The following is a 19,558-nucleotide window of genomic DNA, read 5'->3' on the forward strand; positions in this document are numbered from 1 at the left end:
AGGAATCACCATGCCCCAGCGTCGTTCGCCCTGGATGGACACCGACCTCGACGACTTCCGCGACCTCGCGCGCACCTTCTGCGAGAAGGAGGTCAAGCCGAACGTCGACCGGTTCATCGAGAACAAGCAGGTCGACCGCGAGCTGTGGAACAAGGCCGGCGAGGTCGGCCTGCTGTGCCTCTCGGTGCCCGAGGAGTACGGCGGCGGTGGCGGCACCTTCGCGCACGAGGCGATCCTCGTCGAGGAGCAGGCCCGGGCCGGGGACAGCTCCTGGGGCGTCTCCCTCCACAACGGCATCGTCGCGCACTACATCCTGAACTACGGCACCGAGGAGCAGAAGCTCGAGTGGCTGCCGAAGATGGCCAGCGGCGAGGTCGTCGCGGCGATCGCGATGACCGAGCCCGGCACCGGCTCGGACCTGCAGAACATCAAGGCCAAGGCGATCCGCGAGGGCGACGAGTACGTCGTCAACGGGTCCAAGACCTTCATCACCAACGGCGCCCAGGCCGACGTCGTGATCACGGTCGTGAAGACCAACCCGGAGGAGTCCGCTGCCGGCATCTCGCTGGTCATCGTGCCGACCGACACCCCCGGCTTCTCGCGCGGCCGGGTGCTCGACAAGATCGGGATGAAGGGCCAGGACACGTCCGAGCTCAGCTTCGTCGACGTACGGATCCCGGTCACCAACCTGCTCGGCACCGAGGAGGGCCAGGGCTTCATCCAGCTGATGGAGCAGCTGCCCCAGGAGCGCCTCATCGTCGCCGTCTCCAACGTTGCCGCGATGGAGTTCTGCTTCGACGAGACGCTGCGCTACGTCCACGACCGGCACGCCTTCAACCGCCCGATCTGGGGCTTCCAGAACACCAAGTTCAAGATGGCCGAGGTCGCCACCGAGGCCCGGGTCGCGCGGTCGTTCGTCGACGAGTGCATCACCCTGCACCTCGAGAAGCAGCTCGACATCCCGACCGTGGCGATGGCCAAGCTCTGGTGCTCCGAGCGTGCGCAGAAGGTCGCCGACAAGTGCCTGCAGCTGCACGGTGGCTACGGCTACATGACCGAGTACCCGATCGCGCGGGCCTGGGCCGACCTCCGCGTCTCCCAGATCTACGCCGGCACGAGCGAGATCATGAAGGAGATCATCGCGCGGTCGATGCCGGCGCCGGGCTGAGTGCTGCGGAGGTGCAGGAATACCCGCTTATGCGGGTATTCCTGCACTCCTTGACTGTTGCAACGGCCAAGAAGTGCCAGTTTCCCCGCTGAAGCGGGTATTCCTGCACCCCGTCAGGCCGAGAACTCCAGCGCCGCGTCGTCCACCGGCTTGCGAAACGCCAGCACGTCCTGGAAGTAGTTCATCTTCAGCCGCCACGGGTACGTCGAGCCCTGCTTGGGCATCGCGTCGATCACCCGCATGACGTAGCCGGCCTGGAAGTCCAGGAAGGGCTCCTCGGCGATCGAGGGGTCGCGGTTGGGGACGACGGTGCGGGAGCCCGACTCGTCCATGCGGCGCAGCAGCTTGACGACGTACTCGCACACGAGGTCGGCCTTGAGGGTCCAGGATGCGTTCGTGTAGCCCATGATGAACGCGAAGTTGGGGACGTCGCTCAGCATCAGGCCCTTGTAGACCATGGTGTCCGCGGGCTTGACGGCCGCGCCGTCGACGGCGAGCGAGGCCCCACCGAACAGGTTCAGGTTGAGCCCGGTGGCCGTGATGATGATGTCGGCCTCGAGCTCCTGGCCCGACTTGAGCAGGATGCCCTTCGGGGTGAACCGGTCGATGTGGTCGGTCACGATGTCGACGGTGTGCTGGCGCAGCGCCTTGAACAGGTCGCCGCCGGGGACGGCGCACAGGCGCTGGTCCCACGGGTCGTACGGCGGCTTGAAGTGCTGGTCGAAGTCGACGTCCTTCGGCAGCTGGCGCTCGAGGAGCTTGCGCAGGAGGGCCCGCGACTCGGTCGGCCGGGCCTGGCAGAACTCGTAGAACGCGATCCGGCTGGTGAGGTAGCGGGTGCGGATGAGCTTCTTCGCGATGGTGTCGGGCAGGCGCTTGTACATCTGCGCCGACAGGTGGTCGTGCGTCGGCTGGCTGATGATGTACGTCGGCGTCCGCTGCAGCATCGTGACGTGTCCGGCGCCGGACTTGGCGAGTGCCGGGATCAGGGTCACGGCGGTGGCGCCGGAGCCGATGACCACGACGCGCTTGCCCTCGTAGTCGAGGTCCTCGGGCCACTGCTGGGGATGGACCACCTGGCCCTCGAAGTCGTCGCGGCCGGCGAACTCCGGGGTGAAGCCGGCGTCGTAGTTGTAGTAGCCGGTCGTCGACCAGAGGAAGTTGGAGGTGATCTCGGTGGTCTCGCCGGTGTCGGTCCGCTCGACGCGCACCGTCCAGAGCGCGTCGGCGCTCGAGAACTCCGCGTGGACGACCTTGTGGTGGTAGCGGATGTGCTCGTCGATGCCGTTCTCGGCGGCCGCTTCCTGGAGGTAGGAGAGGATGTCCGGCCCGTCGACGATCGCCTTGCTGCCCTTCCAGGGCTTCCACCCGAAGCCGAGGGTGTGCATGTCGGAGTCGGACCGGATGCCGGGGTAGCGGAAGAGGTCCCAGGTGCCGCCGAGCGCGTGGCGCATCTCGAGGACGGCGTACGACTTGTCCGGGAAGGCCTTGTTCACGTGGTACGCCGCATCGATGCCGGACAGGCCGGCTCCGATGATGAGTACGTCGACGTGGTCGGTCATGGGGTGTCCTTCAGGTTCAGGAGCTCCTCGACCGGGAGGTCGGGCAGCTCGATGGAGCGTGTCCTCGCGAGGCCCTCGACCTGGAGCCAGGTGACCTCGGCGAGCAGTGCGGTGAACTCGGGTACGGCGGGGCGCAGCTCGGCACGGGCGGTCCAGCTGCGGACCGCAGCCATCGCGCCGCCGACGAGCAGGAACACCCAGGGCGTCAGGGAGTCGCGGTCGTCCTCGGACATCTCGACGCCGAGGATCTCGATGAAGGCGCCGATGACCTCCTCGATCATGGCGGCGAACTGGGTGATCGCGTCGTCGAGCGGCTTGGACGGTGCGCCGGCGACCTCGCGCTCGGCGAAGCGCATCAACGCCATGTTGCCGACTGCCCACGCGACGTAGGCGTCGACGATGCGGTGCACGATCTCGCGCGGCGTGCCCTCGAGGGTCACGGCCGCCAGCAGCGGCTCCGTGGCCAGCGCGCAGACCTCCTGCTGGATGGAGAGGTCGAGGTCGGTGCGGTCCTCGAAGTAGCGGTAGAGCACGGTCCGGTGCACGGACGCCTCGTCGGCGATCTGCTGGACGCTGAGCTCTTCGCCCGGTGCGATGTCCCGGGCCAGGACGGTGATGGCGGCATCGATGATCGCCTGCCGACGCGCGGCGTTGTGCTCCTGCCAGCGTCGCTTGCGACCGTCAGTGGCATCGCCCCTCGGCGCTCCCATGACGGAACCTCCTCGGATCAGCACGGCGTCACGACACGGTACGCCGTAGGAACCCGCGCCGACGCGCAGGATCGCCCGATGTCGCCATGAAGATCTGCTGCGCCGCGGGGTCGACGATCTTGGCCCGCGGACGCCCGATCCGGGCGCCCTGCTCCCGCTCAGCGGCGTCGAGGCGCTGCCAGCCGGCGAGGTCGGAGGCCTCGGGGTGGACCGCCCGCACCAGCTCGGCAGCGCGGCGCGCCGATCCGACCGGCTCGGGGATCCCGGCATCGAGGTCGTCGAGGATCGCCTCGACGGTCTCCTGGGCGCAGGTCTTGTTCGTGCCGATGAAGCCGTTCGGGCCGCGCTTGATCCAGCCGACGACGTACACGCCGGGCTCGACGCGACCGCCGTCGTTGGGGACGGTCGCGGTGGTGTCGTCGAAGGGCAGGTCGGCGACGGGGAGGCCGCGGTGGCCGACGGAGCGGACCACGAGTCCCGTCTCGATGGTGCGGACGTCGTCGGTCGCTCGGGCGCGGACGTCGCCGTCCGCCGTGGCGACGAGCTCGTTGCGGGCGACCCGGACGCCGGTGACCCGGCCGTCCTCGCCGAGGATCTCGACGGGGGAGGACGTGAACGCCAGCACGATCCGGCGGCGCTCGGGGTCGTCGGAGGGGGTTCGGTCGGCGAGCTCGCGAAGGAGCTGGCTGCGCTGGTCGTCGCCAGCGAGCAGCTCGGGGTCGGCTTCGACGATGACGTCGACGTCGTCGAGCCCGGCAAGACCGATCAGCTCGGGCACGGTGAAGGCAGCCTGGGCGGGGCCGCGGCGGCCGAGCACCACGACCTCCCGCACGCTGCTCGCGCGGAGCTGTTCGAGCGGCTCGGGCGCCAGGTCGGTGCCTTCGAGGACGGTCAACGGGCGGCTGAGGATGCGCGCCACGTCGAGCGCGACGTTGCCGTTCCCGACGACGACCGCCCGCTCGTGGGCGAGCGGGACGTCGAGGTCGCGCTGGTCCGGGTGGCCGTTGTACCAACCGACCACTGCCGTCGCCGGGATCGATCCGGCGAGGTCCTCGCCGGGGATGTCGAGGTTGCGGTCAGCGGACGCGCCGACGGCGTAGACGACGGCGTGATAGCTCTCGCGCAGGTCGGCGAGCGTCACGCCCTCGGTGCCGACAGCTCCAACGGGGGCGCCGAGGAAGTAGCGGAAGCGGGGCTGCCGCTCGATCGCCTCGAACAGCCGGGTGACCTGCTTGGTCGAGGCGTGGTCGGGTGCGACCCCGTGCCGGACCAGGCCGTACGGCGTCCGGAGCCGGTCATAGACGTCGACGCCCTCGATCTCGGGGTGCTTGAGCAGCTCGTCCGCCGTGTAGAGGCCGGCCGGTCCGGCGCCGACGACCGCGACCCGGAACGGGCCGCGCCGGGTGAGCCGGCGCTGCTGCGGCACCAGAGCCAGGGGCGTCCGGTCGGCGTGCGGGAACGCGTCGTAGTAGGCCGCGTTGAGCTCGATGAACGGCAGCTGCTTGGTGGTCAGCGCAGCATCGGGGACCATGGCGCCGACCGGGCAGGCCGTCGCGCAGGCTCCGCAGCCGACACAGGAGTCGGCGTCGATGTAGACCATCTCGGAGGTGCCGAAACCGGGCTCGCCCGGCGCGGGGTGGATGCAGTTGACCGGACAGGCGACGACGCAGGAAGCATCGGCGCAGCAGGACTGCGTGACGACGTAGGCCATGGAGGTCAGCTCAGACGGCGGCGGACTTGGGCTCGCTGCGGAACCGCGAGGCGGTGCCGTTGATGCCCAGGGCACGCCAGATCCGGCGCGAGACCGTGTTCATGAGGTCGAGCTCCTCGGCGAGCATGCGCACGTCGCCGAAGGTGTCGCGCAGCAGCTTCTGCGACTCGGGGCTCTTCCAGTAGACCTCACGCATGACCTGCTTCGGGATGCCGAGGTCCTTCTGCATCTGGCGGGTCGGCTTCATGATCACGTCGCACAGCACCCGCATGATGACCGGGTAGGCCAGGGACAGGCCGAACCGCTGCACGCGGCCCCAGTCCTTGGAGCGCTCGACGAGGTAGCTGTGGGCGAAGCCGATGTGGCGCGCCTCCTCGGCGACGTGGATCTGCATCACGCGCTCGACGATCGGGTGCAGGTCGTGGCCCGAGCGCAGCACCGACTTCTGCAGGTAGTCGATCGGCTCCTCGCCGGCGAGGATGCCGATGAAGAAGATGTTGGTGAGCGGCCCGCCGGCCAGGCACAGGAACGGCGCCACCTTGACGAACCACTTCGGACCGCCCTGGACGTCGACACCGATCCGGTTCACACCCTCCTGGAACATCTGGGTGTGGTGGCACTCCTCGGTGACCTCGTGCGTGGAGTAGCGGAACTCGGCGCGGTTGTTGCCCATGCCGATCAGGTGGCTCATGATGCCGCCGATCAGCACCTGCTCGAACTGCAGGCCGACCTTCATGATGTTGGAGAGGCGGTACTTGCCGATCTCGATCTGTCGGTCGAGCGGCAGCGACTGGTACCACTCGGTCCGGCCGAGCGGGTCGATCTCGGGGAGCACCCAGCGCGGGTCGTCCGGGATCATCTCGAACTCGGGGCTGTCCCAGGCGATGTCGAGGAACGCGTCGAAGTGCTGGTGCACCGACGCCTCGGACAGCACCCGGAGGGTGTCCTGGTAGCTGAGCCCCGTGGTGTCCGGAGCGATGTCAGCGGTGCGATCGGCGGTGGCAGTCATGGTTCGGGTCCGTTCTCGTCATCGAAATCGGGAGCATGCACTCTGTTAGCGCAACACTATGTTGCATACATTGACCCCGGTTTTGTCAAGGAACTCGAGGGCGCGCGTCAGCCCCCGCGGACCGCGTCAGGCGGCGGGTGTGGTGCAGATCGCTCCGTCGGGAGCGTGCGGTCGGTCAGGCGGAGGGGCGCAGGTAGCCCTGCTCGCGCCAGCGGGCGAGCGCCGCCACGAGGTCCGGGTGGTCGGCACGGTCCGCCGCCCGGCCCCCGGCCACGAGGGCCGGCAGGTCCGGGTCGTACGCGGCGTCGTACACGACGGTGAGGCGGTTGGCCGAGGTCGCGTTGATCAGTGAACCGAGCAGGGCGACGGGGTCGGAGCGGTCCTCCAGGGACAGCACGAGTACGTCGCCCGACAGGTGCGGCAGCTGCGCCGACGGTGCGTTCGCCGTCACCACCTGGTCGACCACGAAGCCCGGCAGGTCCGCACGGGTGGCGATCTCGAGCGCGGCAGCGCCGCCGGTGCCGCGGCCCACCAGCATCACGCGGGTCGGCTCGTCGGTGGCGGCTGCGGCGGCGGTGAGGGCCCGGATGACGTCGGCGGCGTAGCCGGACTGGTCGCCGGAGACCAGGCGCAGCCGCCCGGGTGCCGGACCGGATCCGGCGGCACCGGTGAGCAGGGCCACGAGTCGGCCGGGGCCGACCTGCAGGATGCGGACCGGGTCGTGCGCGCGGTCGCTGCTGGTGAGCAGGGCCATCAGGTCGCCGAGGCCCTCCGGGGCATCCGGGCGGGCCTCGGGTGCGGTGGGTGCGGCGTCCGTGGTGTCGACCGGGTCGCTGGCGCCCATCGCGACGTCGCGCAGCGCCGCGCCCCAGTCGGAGGTGAGCGGGGCGACGCCGGCCGCGCGCAGGCCACCGGCGCGCGCCGCGCGGCCGCTCTCGCCGGACAGCACACCGGCCGTCAGCAGTCCGCGCATCTGGAGGCTGTCGAGCAGCCCGCCACCCGTGGTGACGTGGTCCATCAGCTCCGGGTTCGCCGCGGCCAGGTCGTTGAGGTAGGAAGCGACGCCGTCGCGGTCCAGGGCGTCGGTCTCGATCAGGCCCGCAGCCACGATGGCGCCGCCGAGGCTGACCTGGGGTGCGAGGTAGCCGATCGCCCGGCCGGCGATCGAGCCCAGGGTCTCGTAGGCCGCGGCCTGGAGCTCGTCGATCCAGCGGTACGTCAGCACCGTGGCCCGCAGGATGAGGGCGTCGGCGTCCAGCTCGATCGAACGGCTCAACAGGCCGTCCTTGCCCGTGGTGGCGGCCCGCAGCTCCTCCTCCGCCGTGGCCCAGGTCCGGGGGGACAGCGCCGTCGACGCGGCGATCTCCGGGTCCGTCAGCACGTCGCGGCCGAGCTTGGCCCATTCGCGCATCTGGGCGCCCGCGTCGTCGAACAGGTCGGCCAGGCGCAGCATCTGGTCGTACTTGTCGGCCAGGTCGGCTGCCTCGACAGCGGTCTCCGGCGTGCTGCGACGCTCGACACCGGCAGCGGACAGCACCGGATCCACGGTTTCTTCGGTCTCGGGGGTCATCGGTCCTCCCCAGCGGCGGTGGCGACGAGGGGCGCGATCACGGGAGCGATCACGCCGGCCAGGTCGGCGGGCTCGACGGCACGGATCTCCAGGCGCAGGACGCCGTCCTCGTGATGCGGTCGCAGTGCTCGCCAGCCGTCGGCGAGCAGCGTCCACGACACGACGCCGACTGTGTCGACCTCGTCCCCGGACACGTCGGCCACCAGGGCGCGCAAGCGGCCCTGCGCCTCACCGGACAACGCCACCAGCAAGCGGGCGACCACGTCGTCGGACAGCACCCCTTCAGGTCCGCGGGTGGCCCCGGAGTGACGCGAGGTCAGCACCGGGATGAGATCCCCCCGGCCCACGCGCACGGCCTCGGCAGCCGCGTCCGCGAGCTCGAGCGGGAGGTCGACGTACGACGGCAGGACGGAGGGCTTGAGCGCGGCCTCCTCGGACGGGGCGGCCACGCGGGCGAGCTCGGCCGCCCAGGCGTCGACGCCGAACCAGCCGAGCTCGAAGACGATGCCGTCGACCGTGGACAGCGACGCGACTGCCGCACCTTCCTGGCGGTGCCAGACCTTGGCCTGGACCTCCCCGATCCGCAGGTCCGCTTCGAGCGCGATGTGCGGAGCGGCGAGCAGGCCGATCGCGCCGGCGACGCCGGGATCGAGGACGCCGTCGACGACCAGCCCTCGGCGGGTCAGCGACTCGACGGGCTCGTTCAGGGCGTCGACCACGGAGCGGTACGACTGGTCCTCGGTGGTGGCCGGGCTCTGGCCCAGACGCGACTGCATCGCGTCGGTGGCCGCGGGCGGCGCCACGTCGAACGGCAGCGGAGCGTCGCCGGCCAGCCGTGCGGCGTGCTGGAGCTCGGGAAGCGTCAGGCCCACGCGGCGGGGTGCGGCGTCGATCGGACTGCGCAGCGGCACGGGTGCGGGCGGCTCGGGCTCCCTCGAAGGGATCCGGGTCAGGTCGATGGTGGGCACGTCAGCGCTCCAGTCCGGGGACGTCGACGTCGAGCCAGTCACGGTGTCCGCGCGGCGGGGCCACGAACGCGGCCAGGGTCTCGTCGGTGGGATCGGGGGTGACGGCGGGCCGGCCGTCCTCGTTGGCGGCAGCGATGGCCGCGATCCGTGCCCGGGCGTCGGCGACCATCGCGGTCACCCGGGCCTCGACGTTCGCGATGTCGTCGGTGGCCAGGTCGACCGCCTCGGCGTGCGAGGCGAGCGCGTCGGCAGCGGCCACATGGCCGCTGGCGGCCGTGCGGAGGTGGCGGGCGCGATCGGAGACGCGTTCGGTCATCGCGTCAGCCGCGCGGCCGGTCCAGCCGAGGCCCTCGACCCGCGCGACGAGCTCGTCGGCCAGGGCCCGCACCTCGGCGCCCTGGTCGCGCAGTGCCGAGACGCGGCGCCGGATGAGTTCCGTGTCGCCGTACATGAAACGCGCCCCTTCCCCGGATCGGGATCCTCAAACCTGTTGATTCAGAGGTGTCCGTCGAGGCGGTCCAGCGCGGTGACGATGTCGGCCGTCGTACCCGCGAAGCTGAAGCGGAGGAACCTGCCGCCGTCGACGGTGTCGAAGTCGATGCCGGTGGCGACCGCGACACCGGTGCGGGCGAGCAGGTCGCGGGCGTAGGCCATTGAGTCGTTCGTCAGGTGCCGGACGTCGGCGTACGCGTAGAACGCGCCGTCGGCCGGGGCGAGCTCGGTGATGCCCAGGCGTCGCAGCCCGTCGAGCAGCAGCCCGCGGTTGTGGGCGTAGCGCCCGACGTGCGCGTCGAGCTCGGCGTACGACGCGTCGTCGAACGCCGCCAGTGCCGCGTGCTGCGCCAGGACCGGGGGACAGATGCTGAAGTTCCCCGTCAGTACGTCGACCGGTCGGCGCAGTCGCTCGGGGGCCAGCATCCAGCCGAGTCGCCACCCGGTCATGGAGAAGTACTTCGAGAACGACCCGAACACGACAGCCTCGCGTGACGTCTGCCAGGCCGAGCTCGCCAGGCTGCCCGTGCCGCTGGGACCGTCGGGGTACTCGATGCCGTGGTAGATCTCGTCGGAGACCAGCTGGACGCCGTGGGTGTCGCACCAGCGCGTGATCGCGGCCAGCTCCTCGGGCAGCAGCATCGTGCCGGTCGGGTTGGCCGGGCTCGCCACGACGAGGCCGGCGAACGGCGTGTGTGCATGCGCCTCGGCCAGCTGCTCCACCGTCGGCTGGAAGCGGGTCGCCGGGCCGGTCGGGATCTCGACGAGCTCGCACCCCAGTGCGCTGAGGACGTTGCGGTAGCAGGGGTAGCCGGGCCGGGCGATCGCCACGCGGTCGCCCGCGTCGAACGCGGCGAGGAACGCGAGCAGGAAGCCGCCGCTCGATCCGGTCGTCACGATGACGTCGTCGGCGCTGATCTCCAGTGCGTAGGACCGGCGGTAGTGGCCGGCGATCGCCTCGCGGAGCTCGGGGATGCCCGTCGAGGTCGTGTAGCCGAGCGGGTCACCCGTGCCGAGCAACCGGATCGCCTCGGCGCTGACCGGCGACGGTGCGCCGGTGCTGGGCTGGCCGGCGACGAGATTGACCAGGTCGCCGTGGGTGCGCTGCCGCTCCGCCGCCCCCGCGAGCAGGTCCATGACATGGAACGGAGGGACGTTCGCCCGCGCCGCTGCGGCGTACCTGTCCATCACGTGCCTCCTGCGTCTCGATACGCCGCTCGTTGCTCGCGGCTACTCGACGAGCATGCTCGTCGAGTAGCGAGCGTCAGCGAGCGTATCGAGACGCCGCAGCACCGGCGCGGCGCCCGAAGAACGAGCCCTCCCCGAGCTGGGTGCCCGAGCAGTACCCTGCACCGTCCTGGGCGATGTTGGAGGCGCACGCACCGGCGGCGTACAGGCCGGGGATGACCGAGCCGTCGGGGCGTCGTACCTCGCCGTCGACGGTCGTGGCCATGCCGCCGAGGGTGAAGCCGGCGTAATAGGCGACACCGAGGCTCAGCTCCAGGACCGCCCACGGCGCGGTGGTCTGCGGGGCGAGCCAGTCGGGGTGCTTGTGCAGGTCCGGGTCCTCGCCGGCGGCGGCGTGCTTGTTGTAGCTGGCCATCGTCGCGACGAGTGATCCCTCGGGCAGGCCGAGGCCGGACTCCATCTCCTCGATGGTCTCGAAGCCGTCCTTGAGCGGGGCCAGCGACATCCGCTGCTCCTCGTAGTGGTCGCTGTCGACGATCAGGAAGGCGACCCCGCCCGGCTGGCGCAGGACCTCGTACGACGTCCGCGCGTGGTAGCTGTCCTCGGCCACGAACCGCTGGCCGTCACGGTTCACGATCAGCCCCTTGACCAGGTCGGACGGCGGGTAGAACGGCGCGGTGATGAACGGCTCGTCCATGTTCTCGAGGGCCGCACCCACGGACTCGCCGAGCCGGATGGCCAGCCCGTCGTCGTACGTCGACCCGAGGGTGAACGTCGCGGACTTCAGCGCCGGCGTGTAGTGGTCGACCATGTCCTGGTTGTTCACGAAGCCGCCAGCGGCGATCACCACTCCGCCGGCCCGGACCAGGCCGGTCTGCTCGAAGGACTTCCAGGCCAGGCCGACCACGCGGTCGCCGTCGACGACCAGGTTGGTCGCGCCGGTCTCGTAGCGGACCTCGACACCGGCCTTCTCGACCTGGTCGCGGAGCAGGTCCATCACGATCCGGGTTCCCTCGGTGTCGCCGGGGACCGGGACCTTGTGGCCGCGGGGAGCCGGCGCGATGTCCTCGCGGAACGGCCAGACCTTCTCGTTGCCGGTGTACATCAGGCCCTGGGTGCCGGGCTGGATGACGGCCTTGCCGGGGAAGAAGGAGCGCTCGAACTCGAAGCCGAGCGCCTCGAGCCAGTCGAAGTGCTCGACCGAGCCCTCGCAGTACGCGCGGATCTTCTGCTCGTCGGGGTCCTTGGTGCTGGCCATCAGGTAGCGCACCATCTCCTCGACCGGGTCGTCGTGCCCGGTCGCCCGCTGCACCGCCGTACCCCCGCCGAGGTAGAAGTGGCCGCCCGACATCGAGGACGTGCCGCCGTGAACCGCCGCACGCTCGAGCAGGAGGACGCTGGCGCCGTCGCGGGCTGCTTCGAGGGCCGCGCACCCGCCCGCGATTCCGAAGCCCACGACGACCACGTCGAAGGACTCGGCATCCTCGGTCAACTGGTCGGCGGGGACCGTCGCGGGGAGGGTCAAACCGGCGGGCGTGGCAGTCGTCATGGTCCTAATCTAGAACACGTTCTACCGATAGACTACGTACCCGCCACCCGACGAGAGCCGAGTGACCCTGAGGTGCCCTCTTGACGTTCGATGTCCATCAGCTCGACACGTTCGTCCTGGTGGGTGCCGGGGTGACGCTGCTGGCCGTCCTCGCCGTCCGTTTGTCCTCGGGCGTGGGCCTGCCCAGCCTCCTGGTCTACCTGCTGATGGGTGTCGCGCTCGGTGAGGGCGGGGTCGGGATCGGTTTCGAGGACGCGCAGCTGGCGCACGCCCTCGGCTTCGCCGCGCTGGCGATCATCCTCGCCGAGGGTGGCCTCACGACGAACTGGCCAGACGCGCGCCCGGCCATGCGGATGGGGCTGTCCCTGGCGACCCTCGGCGTCGTCATCTCGGTCGCGATCGTGGCGGTGGGCGGGCACTACCTGCTCGGCCTGCCGTGGGAGCTGGCCGTGCTGCTGGGTGCGGTCTGTTCGCCCACCGATGCCGCGGCCGTGTTCTCGGTGCTCCGCGTCGTGCCGCTGCCCAAGCGCATCTCCGGCACCCTCGAGGCCGAGTCCGGCCTCAACGACGCGCCGACGGTCGTCATCGTCACCCTCGTCTCGTCGGGGGCGTTCGCCGAGCACGGCCTGCTCGGCAGCACCGGCATCGTCATCTACGAGCTGATCGCCGGCGTCGCTTTCGGCCTGGCCGCCGGGTTCGGTGGTGCCTGGGTGATGCGCCGCGCGGCCCTGCCGTCGTCCGGCCTCTATCCCATCGCCATCCTCTGCCTCACCCTCGTCGCGTACGGCGCCGCGGCGGCCGTGCACGCCAGCGGGTTCGCGGCGGTCTACGTCGCCGCGCTGGCCCTCGGCAACGCCGACCTGCCCCACCGGGGCACCACGCGGTCCTTCGTCGAAGGGCTGGCGTGGATCGCCCAGATCGGGCTGTTCGTGATGCTCGGCCTGCTGCTGTCGCCCGACCGCCTGACGTGGAACGTGGTCGGCCTCGCGGTCGTCGCCGGCCTGATCCTGACGTTCGTGGCGCGCCCGGTGTCCGTGGCGGTCAGCGCCGGCGTCCTCCGGCCGTTCGGCGAACACACGCCCTGGAACGAGCTCGGCTTCATGTCGTGGGCAGGCCTGCGGGGCGCCGTGCCGATCGTGCTCACGACCATCCCGCTCGCCGAAGGGGTCGACGGCGCGACCCGCCTGTTCGACATCGTCTTCGTGATGGTCATCGTCTACACGTTGCTCACGGGCCCGACCCTGCCGCTGGCGGCGCGGATCCTGAAGGTGGCCCGACGCTCGGAGCCGCGGGGGATCGAGGTGGAGGCGGCCCCGCTCGACCGGGTCGCGGCGGACCTGTTGCAGGTCACCATCAGTCCCAAGTCGCAGCTCCACGGGGTGGAGGTCGGCGAGCTGCGCCTGCCCGTGGGAGCCAGTGTGTCGATGATCGTGCGCGACGGCGAGGCCACGGTGCCGGAGCGTCGTACCGTCCTGCGCCACGGCGACGACATGATCGTGGTGACGCCACGCAAGCAGCGCGAAGCGACCGAGCAACGGCTCCGCCAGGTCAGTGCAGGCGGGCGGCTCGCGCAGTGGCTGGGCGACGACAACCCGCCAGCGCGGCGGTAGCCCGTCAGGCCGCGTCGGGCACGGTGCTCAGCGGCGGCGTGCAGACGTAGCTGTCGTCCTGTGCGGTGACCGTCGGGTGTCCCTTGCGGACGCCCTTGAACTTCTTGCCCACCACGATGGTGATGCCGGGGTAGCCCGACGGCTGGTCGACGATCTCCACGTTCTTGCCGAGGTACGACGCCAGGAGCATCGCCGCGGGGTCCTCGGGGTCGCTCGCCCACACCTGCGCGGCCAGCGGGGCGGTGCCGTTCGGGGCGTTGCCGGTCTTGCCCGCGACGAAGCCGAACCCCGCGAGCTTGGCCATGGTGGTGCTCGCGAGCCCGTTGCCGCCACCGGCGTTGAGCACGGTCACCAGGACCTGGGGCGGGGCGACGTCCTCGCCCGCCCGGATCAGTGTGCTGGTGCAGGGCGCCGCCTCGGCACGCTCGGGGAACGGCTCGGTGACGCGGGACCAGGCCCAGGTCAGGCCGGCCAGGAAGACCACGCCCAGCACGGCCAGGGTGATGGCGGAGCGGCTGCTCTCGCGGACGTCGAGTGTCACGCGTCAGCCCTCCATCCGGACGACGCGGGCGTGGAGCACGTTGCGCTGTTGCAGGGCGGCACGCAGGGCACGGTGCAACCCGTCCTCCAGATAGAACTCATCCCTCCACAACACCACGTGGGCGAACAAGTCACCGTAGAAGGTCGAGTCGTCGTCGAGCAGTGAGGAGAGCTGCAGCGTCTCCTTGGTGGTGACGAGCTCGTCGAGGCGCACCTGGCGTGGGGGCACGGCAGCCCATCCCCGGGAGGTGAGCCCATGGTCGGGATAGGGACGCCCGACGCCCACGCGCTTGAAGATCACTGCTGGCGAGTCTAGGTGCCGCGCCTCAGTCGCCGCTGTCGATCCCACTTCCCCTCTAGAGTTCGGGCCATGACCCAGGAGCCGACGCCCGCAGCCGAGACGCCCGCCCCCGCCGCCACCCCGGCGGCCCCCGCCGCTCCGGCAGCTCCCGCCGCCCCGGCAGCAACCAGCGCCCTCGAGGCGGCGATCGCCCCCGGGTACGCCTTCGAAGGCCCTGCGCTGGAGCTCGGTGGCCTGATGACCGGCCCCGACGGCCTGACCGGCAGCACCATCCGGATCCCGCTCTCGATGCTCAACCGGCACGGCCTGGTCGCCGGTGCGACCGGTACGGGCAAGACGAAGACCCTCCAGCTGATGGCCGAGCAGCTCAGCGCCGCCGGCGTCCCGGTCTTCGCCGCCGACATCAAGGGTGACCTCTCCGGTCTCGCCACGCCGGGCGTGTCGAACGAGAAGCTGATCGCCCGGACCACCTCGGTCGGCCAGACGTGGACGGCGACCGGCTTCCCGGTGGAGTACTACGCGCTCGGCGGCCAGGGCATCGGCATCCCGATCCGGGTGACGATCTCCTCGTTCGGCCCGATCCTGCTCAGCCGGATCCTCGGCCTCAACGACACCCAGGAGTCCAGCCTCGGGCTGGTCTTCCACTACGCCGACAAGGCCGGCCTGCCGTTGCTGGACCTCGCCGACCTGCGCGCGGTCGTGCAGCACCTGACCAGCGACGAGGGAAAGCCGGAGCTCAAGGAGCTCGGCGGGCTGTCCGCCGCCACCGCCGGGGTCATCCTGCGCGAGCTGATCACCTTCGCGGACCAGGGCGCCGAGGCGTTCTTCGGCGAGCCGGAGTTCAACTCGGCCGACCTGCTCCAGATGGCGGGCGACGAGCGCGGCCTGATCAGCCTGGTCGAGCTGCCGAACCTCCAGGAGCGGCCGGCGGTCTTCTCGACGTTCCTGATGTGGCTGCTGGCCGACCTGTTCCACGACCTGCCCGAGGTCGGCGACGTCGACAAGCCGAAGCTGGTGTTCTTCTTCGACGAGGCGCACCTGCTGTTCCGGGACGCGTCCAAGCCGTTCCTCGAGCAGATCGCCCAGACGGTGCGATTGATCCGCTCCAAGGGCGTGGGCGTCTTCTTCGTGACACAGAGCCCCACCGACGTACCCGACGAAGTGCTGGCGCAGCTCGGATCACGGATCCAGCACGCGCTGCGTGCCCACACGCCGAACGACGCCAAGGCGCTCAAGGCGACCGTCAACACCTACCCCAACAGCGAGTACGACGACCTCGGCGAGGTGCTGACGACACTCGGCACGGGCGAGGCGATCGTGACGGTGATGGGTGAACGCGGTGCGCCGACGCCCGTCGCCTGGACCCGGCTGCGCGCGCCCGAGTCGTTGATGGCTCCGAGCACCACCGAGTCCATGGAGGCGACCGTCAAGGCCAGCCCCCGTTTCGCGACGTACTCGACCGTGGTCGACCGCGAGTCGGCCCGCGAGCTCCTCGCGAAGAGGCTGGAGGAGGGCGCCCGGGCCGAGGCCGAGGCGCAGGAGAAGGTCGTCGAGAAGGCCGACAAGGAGAGGTCCGCGCCCCGGTCCAGTGGTTCGGGCGTACGCCGCAAGGCCGATGACGGTGGCCTGGTCAGCGACGTCGTGAAGTCCTCGGCGTTCAAGCAGTTCATGCGAACTGCTGCTGCCGAGATCGCGCGCGGCCTGTTCGGCACGGCGCGCCGACGCCGCTGACCCAGGGTCAGGCGGTCCAGCGGATCGCGTCGTCCACGAAGTCAGCGAGCTGGTGGACGCCGCGCAGGTCGCGGCGCTGTTCCATCAGGGTGGTGAGGCGCTGGGCGTGACGGTCGCGGAGGGCCGCACGTCGAGCGATGGCGTTGGCCGCAGCGGCCTCGGCGTCGGTGGTGGTGCCCGAGGTGGGGGCGTCAACCGACTCGAGGTGACGAACCGCGGTCTGGGTCTCAGGGGAGGTCGTCTTCTTCATGAGTTCACTGTGATCCAGTGAGGTTTCTGAATTCCTGCTCGGTGGTTACGAGACGGTGTCGGGCCGTGTGACACGCACGACAGGGTGCAATGCGGGACCGGGCAGCCTGCTCAGGATCCGATCGAGCTGAGCAGGACGAAGTAGGCGCCGAGGCTGAGAACCACGCCGAGGAGGGCCCAGAGCGCCCCGGCCACCGATCGATCACGGGCGGTGAGTGCCGGGTCGAGGCCCCACCGCCCCACCACGGCTCCGATCGCGACGCTGGCAGCGGCGGCCACCGGCAGGATGAAGGATCCTGACTCGTCGGACCCGTCGAGGAAGAACGCGCTGCCGGGGAACGACAGGAAGCCGACGGCGACGAGGGCGAGCCGTACGGCAGCGTTGCGCATGCGGCTCAGGATGACAGCAGGTCGTACGCCTCGACCATCGCCGGGCCGTACCAGGTCAGCAGGCGGCCGGACACGAGTCGCGTCGGCACCTGCGTGAACGCCTCGGGCCCGTCGTCCTCGGTGAAGACGTAGGGCTCGTCGGGCAGCAGCACGAGGTCGACGTCGGCCCGGTCGATCGCGGCCAGGTCCACGGCCGGGTAGCGGTCCTCGCCGTCGTCGTACACAGGGACCCAGCCGAGGCGCCGCAACAGGTCGCCGGTGTAGGTGCGCGGTCCGACCACCATCCACGGATCCCGCCAGATCGGTACGACGACCCGCCCCCGCGTCGGCGGAAGGGAACGGTCCCAGCGTGCCCGTGCCGTGGCCAGCCACTCCGGTCGCGCGACCTGCAGGGCGCTCTCGTACAGCCGGTCGAGCGAGTCGAGCGCCTGCGGCACCGTCTCGATGTCGGTGACCCACACGGGTACGCCGGCGTCGCGGAGGCGTCGGACGTCGAGCGCGCGGTTCTCCTCCTTGTTGGCGACGACCAGGTCGGGCTCGAGCGCGCGGACGGCCTTGAGGTCGGGATTCTTCGTGCCGCGAACGCGGGTGACGTCGAGGTCGGCCGGGTGGGTGCACCAGTCGGTGGCGCCGACCAGGCGCTGGCGCAGATCGGTGGCCAGGGCCTCGGTGATCGAGGGGACCAGGGACACGATCCGCACCGGGGGGCGGGGCAGGTCGACGGCGTCGCCGAGGTCGTCGAGGATCAGCACCCGGCCACCGTATCCGGGTTCGTCCCTCTGGTCGGATCGACCCGGATGGTGCAGGATGCGCCATTGACGCGGGCGGACCGTGTGTTTCATGGGGAGGAATCAGGCATGACCCGGTTTGGCGTGTGGTGTGTCAGTGCGGCCGTGACCGGAGCGATCATGGTGCTCGCCTCTGCGGGCGCGGTGCCGACCTCTGCCTCGCCGGCCGGTGTCCCGGCCGACAGGCTGGCCGTGGCGGTCGCCCCGACCTGCGGTGGTGAAAGGCCCCTCAAGGCCGGCGGCGGGAGGTACGCCTGCTCGTTCGAGGAGAACTTCACCGGCAGCAGGCTCGACCCGACCAAGTGGGTCGTCACCGAGACGGCCACGAGCGGACTGCACGCGAGCCTCACGGGGTGCTACGTGAACCGGCCCCAGAACGTGCTCGTGGCGAACGGGACGCTCAACCTGGCCTCGCGCCTGGAGCGCTTCGCCTGCAAGCAGCCGTTCGGCATCTACAGCGCGAAGTCGACGGCAGGAGCGGTGACCAGCACGAAGCGGTTCGCCCAGACCTACGGTCGGTTCGAGTTCCGGGCGCGGTTCCCCAGCGCGACGGTCGCCGGAGCGCACTCGGCACTGTGGCTCTATCCCCAGGAGAACACCTACGGCAGTTGGCCGCACTCCGGTGAGGTCGATGTCGCGGAGTGGTTCAGCGCGCGTCCCACCAAGGTCTACCCGTCCGTCCACTACGGCGGCGAGAACAAGAAGGGCACGGGGCACGACTGCACGGTGCCCACGGCCTCGACGGCGTACCACCGCTATGCCGTCGAGTGGACGCCGACATCGATGCGCTTCCTGTACGACGGCAAGGTCTGCCACATCCACTCGTGGATCGCTGCGTCCCCCTTGTCGGGGTCGCGGCCGTTCGACAAGCCGTTCTACCTGGTCATGAACCAGGTGGTCGGACAACTGTGGAACGCCGTGTCCGCGTCGACGCCCGCTGTGTCGACCCTGCAGGTCGACTGGGTGCGCGTCTGGCGCTGAGGTCCGCTTGCCGCCCGGACGTAGTCCGAACGGGCCATGCGTCCGAGACCCGGAGTCCCTGTCGGGCCACCTCCGGACTCCGCCAAGATTCAGTCCGAGGCGATCGTCGGCACACCGGCGATGCTCTGGGGGAACGAGGAAGCACCATGATTCGCGCACGCATCATTGGCACACTGGTCGCGGCGAGTGCCGCCCTGGCGACGATGACGATCGTGGGCGCGGAGCCCACTGCGGCGGGCCCGCCGACCCGGCTGTCGTGCGGCGGCGAGAAGCCGCTGAAGGTGACGGGTGGGAAGTACGCCTGTTCGTTCGAGGAGGACTTCAACGGCACCTCGCTGGACTCCACGAAGTGGATGGTCCAAGACACGGCGCTCAGCGGGATGCCTGCGGGCACGGACGGCTGCTACGTCAACAACGCCGATCACGTGAAGGTCGCCGACGGCGTCCTGTCGCTGACCTCGCGCATCCAGCCGGAGCCGTTCACCTGCAAGAGCCCGTACGGTGACTTCCAGGCGACGAAGACCACGTCGACGGTGGCGAGCTGGGGCAAGTTCGCCCAGACCTACGGCCGCTTCGACTTCCGTGCGAAGTTCCCTGTGGCGACCGCGCCGGGCGTCCACTCGGCGCTCTGGCTCTACCCGCAGGACCAGACCTACGGCGGCTGGCCGAAGTCGGGCGAGATCGACGTGGCCGAGTGGTTCACGGGCGACCCGACCACGGTCTACCCGTCGGTCCACTACGAGGGCGAGGACCCGTTCTCGAGCACCGGCTTCAACTGCCCGGTCCCGGGCGCCGACTCCGGGTTCCACCGCTACGGCGTCGAGTGGACGCCCACCGTGATGCGGTTCTTCTACGACGGCAACCTCTGCTTCTCGCACTCCTGGACGCCGGAGGCGCCCCTGACCGGGTCCCAGCCGTTCGACAAGCCGTTCTACCTGGTCATGACGCAGGTCTTCGGATCCGGGTGGAACCTCCCCACCGCGTCGACGCCGACCACCGCAACGATGCAGGTCGACTGGGTCCGCGTCTGGCGCTGACCGC

Annotated in this window: 19 protein-coding genes; 5 read left to right on the forward strand and 14 right to left on the reverse strand. The window is 70.4% G+C overall.

The window, feature by feature from the left end:
* Window positions 1-10: 10 nt before the first annotated feature.
* Window positions 11-1,168 carry an acyl-CoA dehydrogenase family protein gene (locus ACOACQ_RS13625; protein WP_378605868.1) on the forward strand — a complete coding sequence of 386 codons (1,158 nt, stop codon included), beginning with the start codon at window positions 11-13 and terminating at the stop codon, window positions 1,166-1,168.
* Window positions 1,169-1,281: 113 nt separating this feature from the next.
* On the opposite strand, the gene ACOACQ_RS13630 is transcribed toward ACOACQ_RS13625, so the two are convergent.
* The 9 genes from ACOACQ_RS13630 to ACOACQ_RS13670 form a co-directional block, all read right to left on the reverse strand.
* Window positions 1,282-2,730 (reverse strand): flavin-containing monooxygenase, encoded by a 1,449-nt coding sequence (locus ACOACQ_RS13630; RefSeq protein WP_378605865.1) that lies wholly within the window; start codon window positions 2,728-2,730, stop codon window positions 1,282-1,284.
* Window positions 2,727-3,440, reverse strand: coding sequence for a TetR/AcrR family transcriptional regulator (locus tag ACOACQ_RS13635; RefSeq protein ID WP_378605862.1), 714 nt, complete (start codon window positions 3,438-3,440; stop codon window positions 2,727-2,729). The genes ACOACQ_RS13630 and ACOACQ_RS13635 overlap by 4 nt, the downstream gene beginning before the upstream one ends.
* A gap of 28 nt (window positions 3,441-3,468) precedes the next feature.
* Window positions 3,469-5,151: an FAD-dependent oxidoreductase gene (locus tag ACOACQ_RS13640; protein ID WP_378605859.1), complete on the reverse strand. Its 1,683-nt coding sequence runs from the start codon at window positions 5,149-5,151 to the stop codon at window positions 3,469-3,471.
* A 10-nt stretch (window positions 5,152-5,161) separates the two neighbouring features.
* Window positions 5,162-6,160, reverse strand: a complete 999-nt coding sequence (locus ACOACQ_RS13645) for an AurF N-oxygenase family protein (RefSeq protein WP_378605856.1) — start codon at window positions 6,158-6,160, stop codon at window positions 5,162-5,164.
* Window positions 6,161-6,335: 175 nt separating this feature from the next.
* Window positions 6,336-7,730: a hypothetical protein gene (locus tag ACOACQ_RS13650; protein ID WP_420288508.1), complete on the reverse strand. Its 1,395-nt coding sequence runs from the start codon at window positions 7,728-7,730 to the stop codon at window positions 6,336-6,338.
* Window positions 7,727-8,698, reverse strand: a complete 972-nt coding sequence (locus ACOACQ_RS13655; RefSeq protein WP_378605851.1) for a hypothetical protein — start codon at window positions 8,696-8,698, stop codon at window positions 7,727-7,729. The genes ACOACQ_RS13650 and ACOACQ_RS13655 overlap by 4 nt, the downstream gene beginning before the upstream one ends.
* Before the next feature lies 1 nt (window position 8,699).
* Entirely contained in the window at window positions 8,700-9,149 is a 450-nt protein-coding gene (locus tag ACOACQ_RS13660) for a hypothetical protein (RefSeq protein WP_378605848.1), read from the reverse strand.
* Between the two features lie 44 nt (window positions 9,150-9,193).
* The gene (locus tag ACOACQ_RS13665; protein WP_420288509.1) at window positions 9,194-10,378 is read right to left on the reverse strand and encodes a pyridoxal phosphate-dependent aminotransferase; all 1,185 of its coding nucleotides are present in this window, start codon (window positions 10,376-10,378) and stop codon (window positions 9,194-9,196) included.
* Between the two features lie 76 nt (window positions 10,379-10,454).
* On the reverse strand, window positions 10,455-11,927 hold the full coding sequence (locus ACOACQ_RS13670) for an FAD-binding protein (RefSeq protein WP_420288510.1): 1,473 nt from the start codon (window positions 11,925-11,927) through the stop codon (window positions 10,455-10,457).
* An 80-nt stretch (window positions 11,928-12,007) separates the two neighbouring features.
* Between ACOACQ_RS13670 and ACOACQ_RS13675 the strand changes: the two genes are divergently transcribed.
* Window positions 12,008-13,537: a potassium/proton antiporter gene (locus ACOACQ_RS13675; protein WP_378605839.1), complete on the forward strand. Its 1,530-nt coding sequence runs from the start codon at window positions 12,008-12,010 to the stop codon at window positions 13,535-13,537.
* Between the two features lie 4 nt (window positions 13,538-13,541).
* Here ACOACQ_RS13675 and ACOACQ_RS13680 read toward each other — a convergent pair whose 3' ends face one another.
* The gene (locus ACOACQ_RS13680) at window positions 13,542-14,078 is read right to left on the reverse strand and encodes a LytR C-terminal domain-containing protein (protein WP_378605836.1); all 537 of its coding nucleotides are present in this window, start codon (window positions 14,076-14,078) and stop codon (window positions 13,542-13,544) included.
* A 3-nt stretch (window positions 14,079-14,081) separates the two neighbouring features.
* Window positions 14,082-14,378 (reverse strand): type II toxin-antitoxin system VapB family antitoxin, encoded by a 297-nt coding sequence (locus ACOACQ_RS13685; protein WP_182378076.1) that lies wholly within the window; start codon window positions 14,376-14,378, stop codon window positions 14,082-14,084.
* 69 nt (window positions 14,379-14,447) lie between these two features.
* Between ACOACQ_RS13685 and ACOACQ_RS13690 the strand changes: the two genes are divergently transcribed.
* Window positions 14,448-16,109 (forward strand): helicase HerA-like domain-containing protein, encoded by a 1,662-nt coding sequence (locus ACOACQ_RS13690; RefSeq protein WP_378605833.1) that lies wholly within the window; start codon window positions 14,448-14,450, stop codon window positions 16,107-16,109.
* 7 nt (window positions 16,110-16,116) lie between these two features.
* On the opposite strand, the gene ACOACQ_RS13695 is transcribed toward ACOACQ_RS13690, so the two are convergent.
* From ACOACQ_RS13695 to ACOACQ_RS13705, 3 genes are all read right to left on the reverse strand, one after another.
* Complete coding sequence (locus tag ACOACQ_RS13695) at window positions 16,117-16,359, reverse strand: hypothetical protein (protein WP_378605830.1); 243 nt, start codon at window positions 16,357-16,359, stop codon at window positions 16,117-16,119.
* 110 nt (window positions 16,360-16,469) lie between these two features.
* Window positions 16,470-16,748 (reverse strand): hypothetical protein, encoded by a 279-nt coding sequence (locus ACOACQ_RS13700; protein WP_378605827.1) that lies wholly within the window; start codon window positions 16,746-16,748, stop codon window positions 16,470-16,472.
* Window positions 16,749-16,753: 5 nt separating this feature from the next.
* On the reverse strand, window positions 16,754-17,500 hold the full coding sequence (locus tag ACOACQ_RS13705; protein WP_420288511.1) for a helical backbone metal receptor: 747 nt from the start codon (window positions 17,498-17,500) through the stop codon (window positions 16,754-16,756).
* Window positions 17,501-17,605: 105 nt separating this feature from the next.
* Between ACOACQ_RS13705 and ACOACQ_RS13710 the strand changes: the two genes are divergently transcribed.
* Both ACOACQ_RS13710 and ACOACQ_RS13715 read left to right on the forward strand, forming a co-directional pair.
* Entirely contained in the window at window positions 17,606-18,517 is a 912-nt protein-coding gene (locus ACOACQ_RS13710) for a glycoside hydrolase family 16 protein (protein WP_420288512.1), read from the forward strand.
* A gap of 146 nt (window positions 18,518-18,663) precedes the next feature.
* Entirely contained in the window at window positions 18,664-19,554 is an 891-nt protein-coding gene (locus ACOACQ_RS13715; RefSeq protein WP_420288513.1) for a glycoside hydrolase family 16 protein, read from the forward strand.
* The last annotated feature ends 4 nt before the right edge of the window (window positions 19,555-19,558 follow it).

Origin of the sequence: Nocardioides sp. CPCC 206347, from assembly GCF_048654605.1 — a bacterium.
GTDB lineage: Bacteria > Actinomycetota > Actinomycetes > Propionibacteriales > Nocardioidaceae > Nocardioides.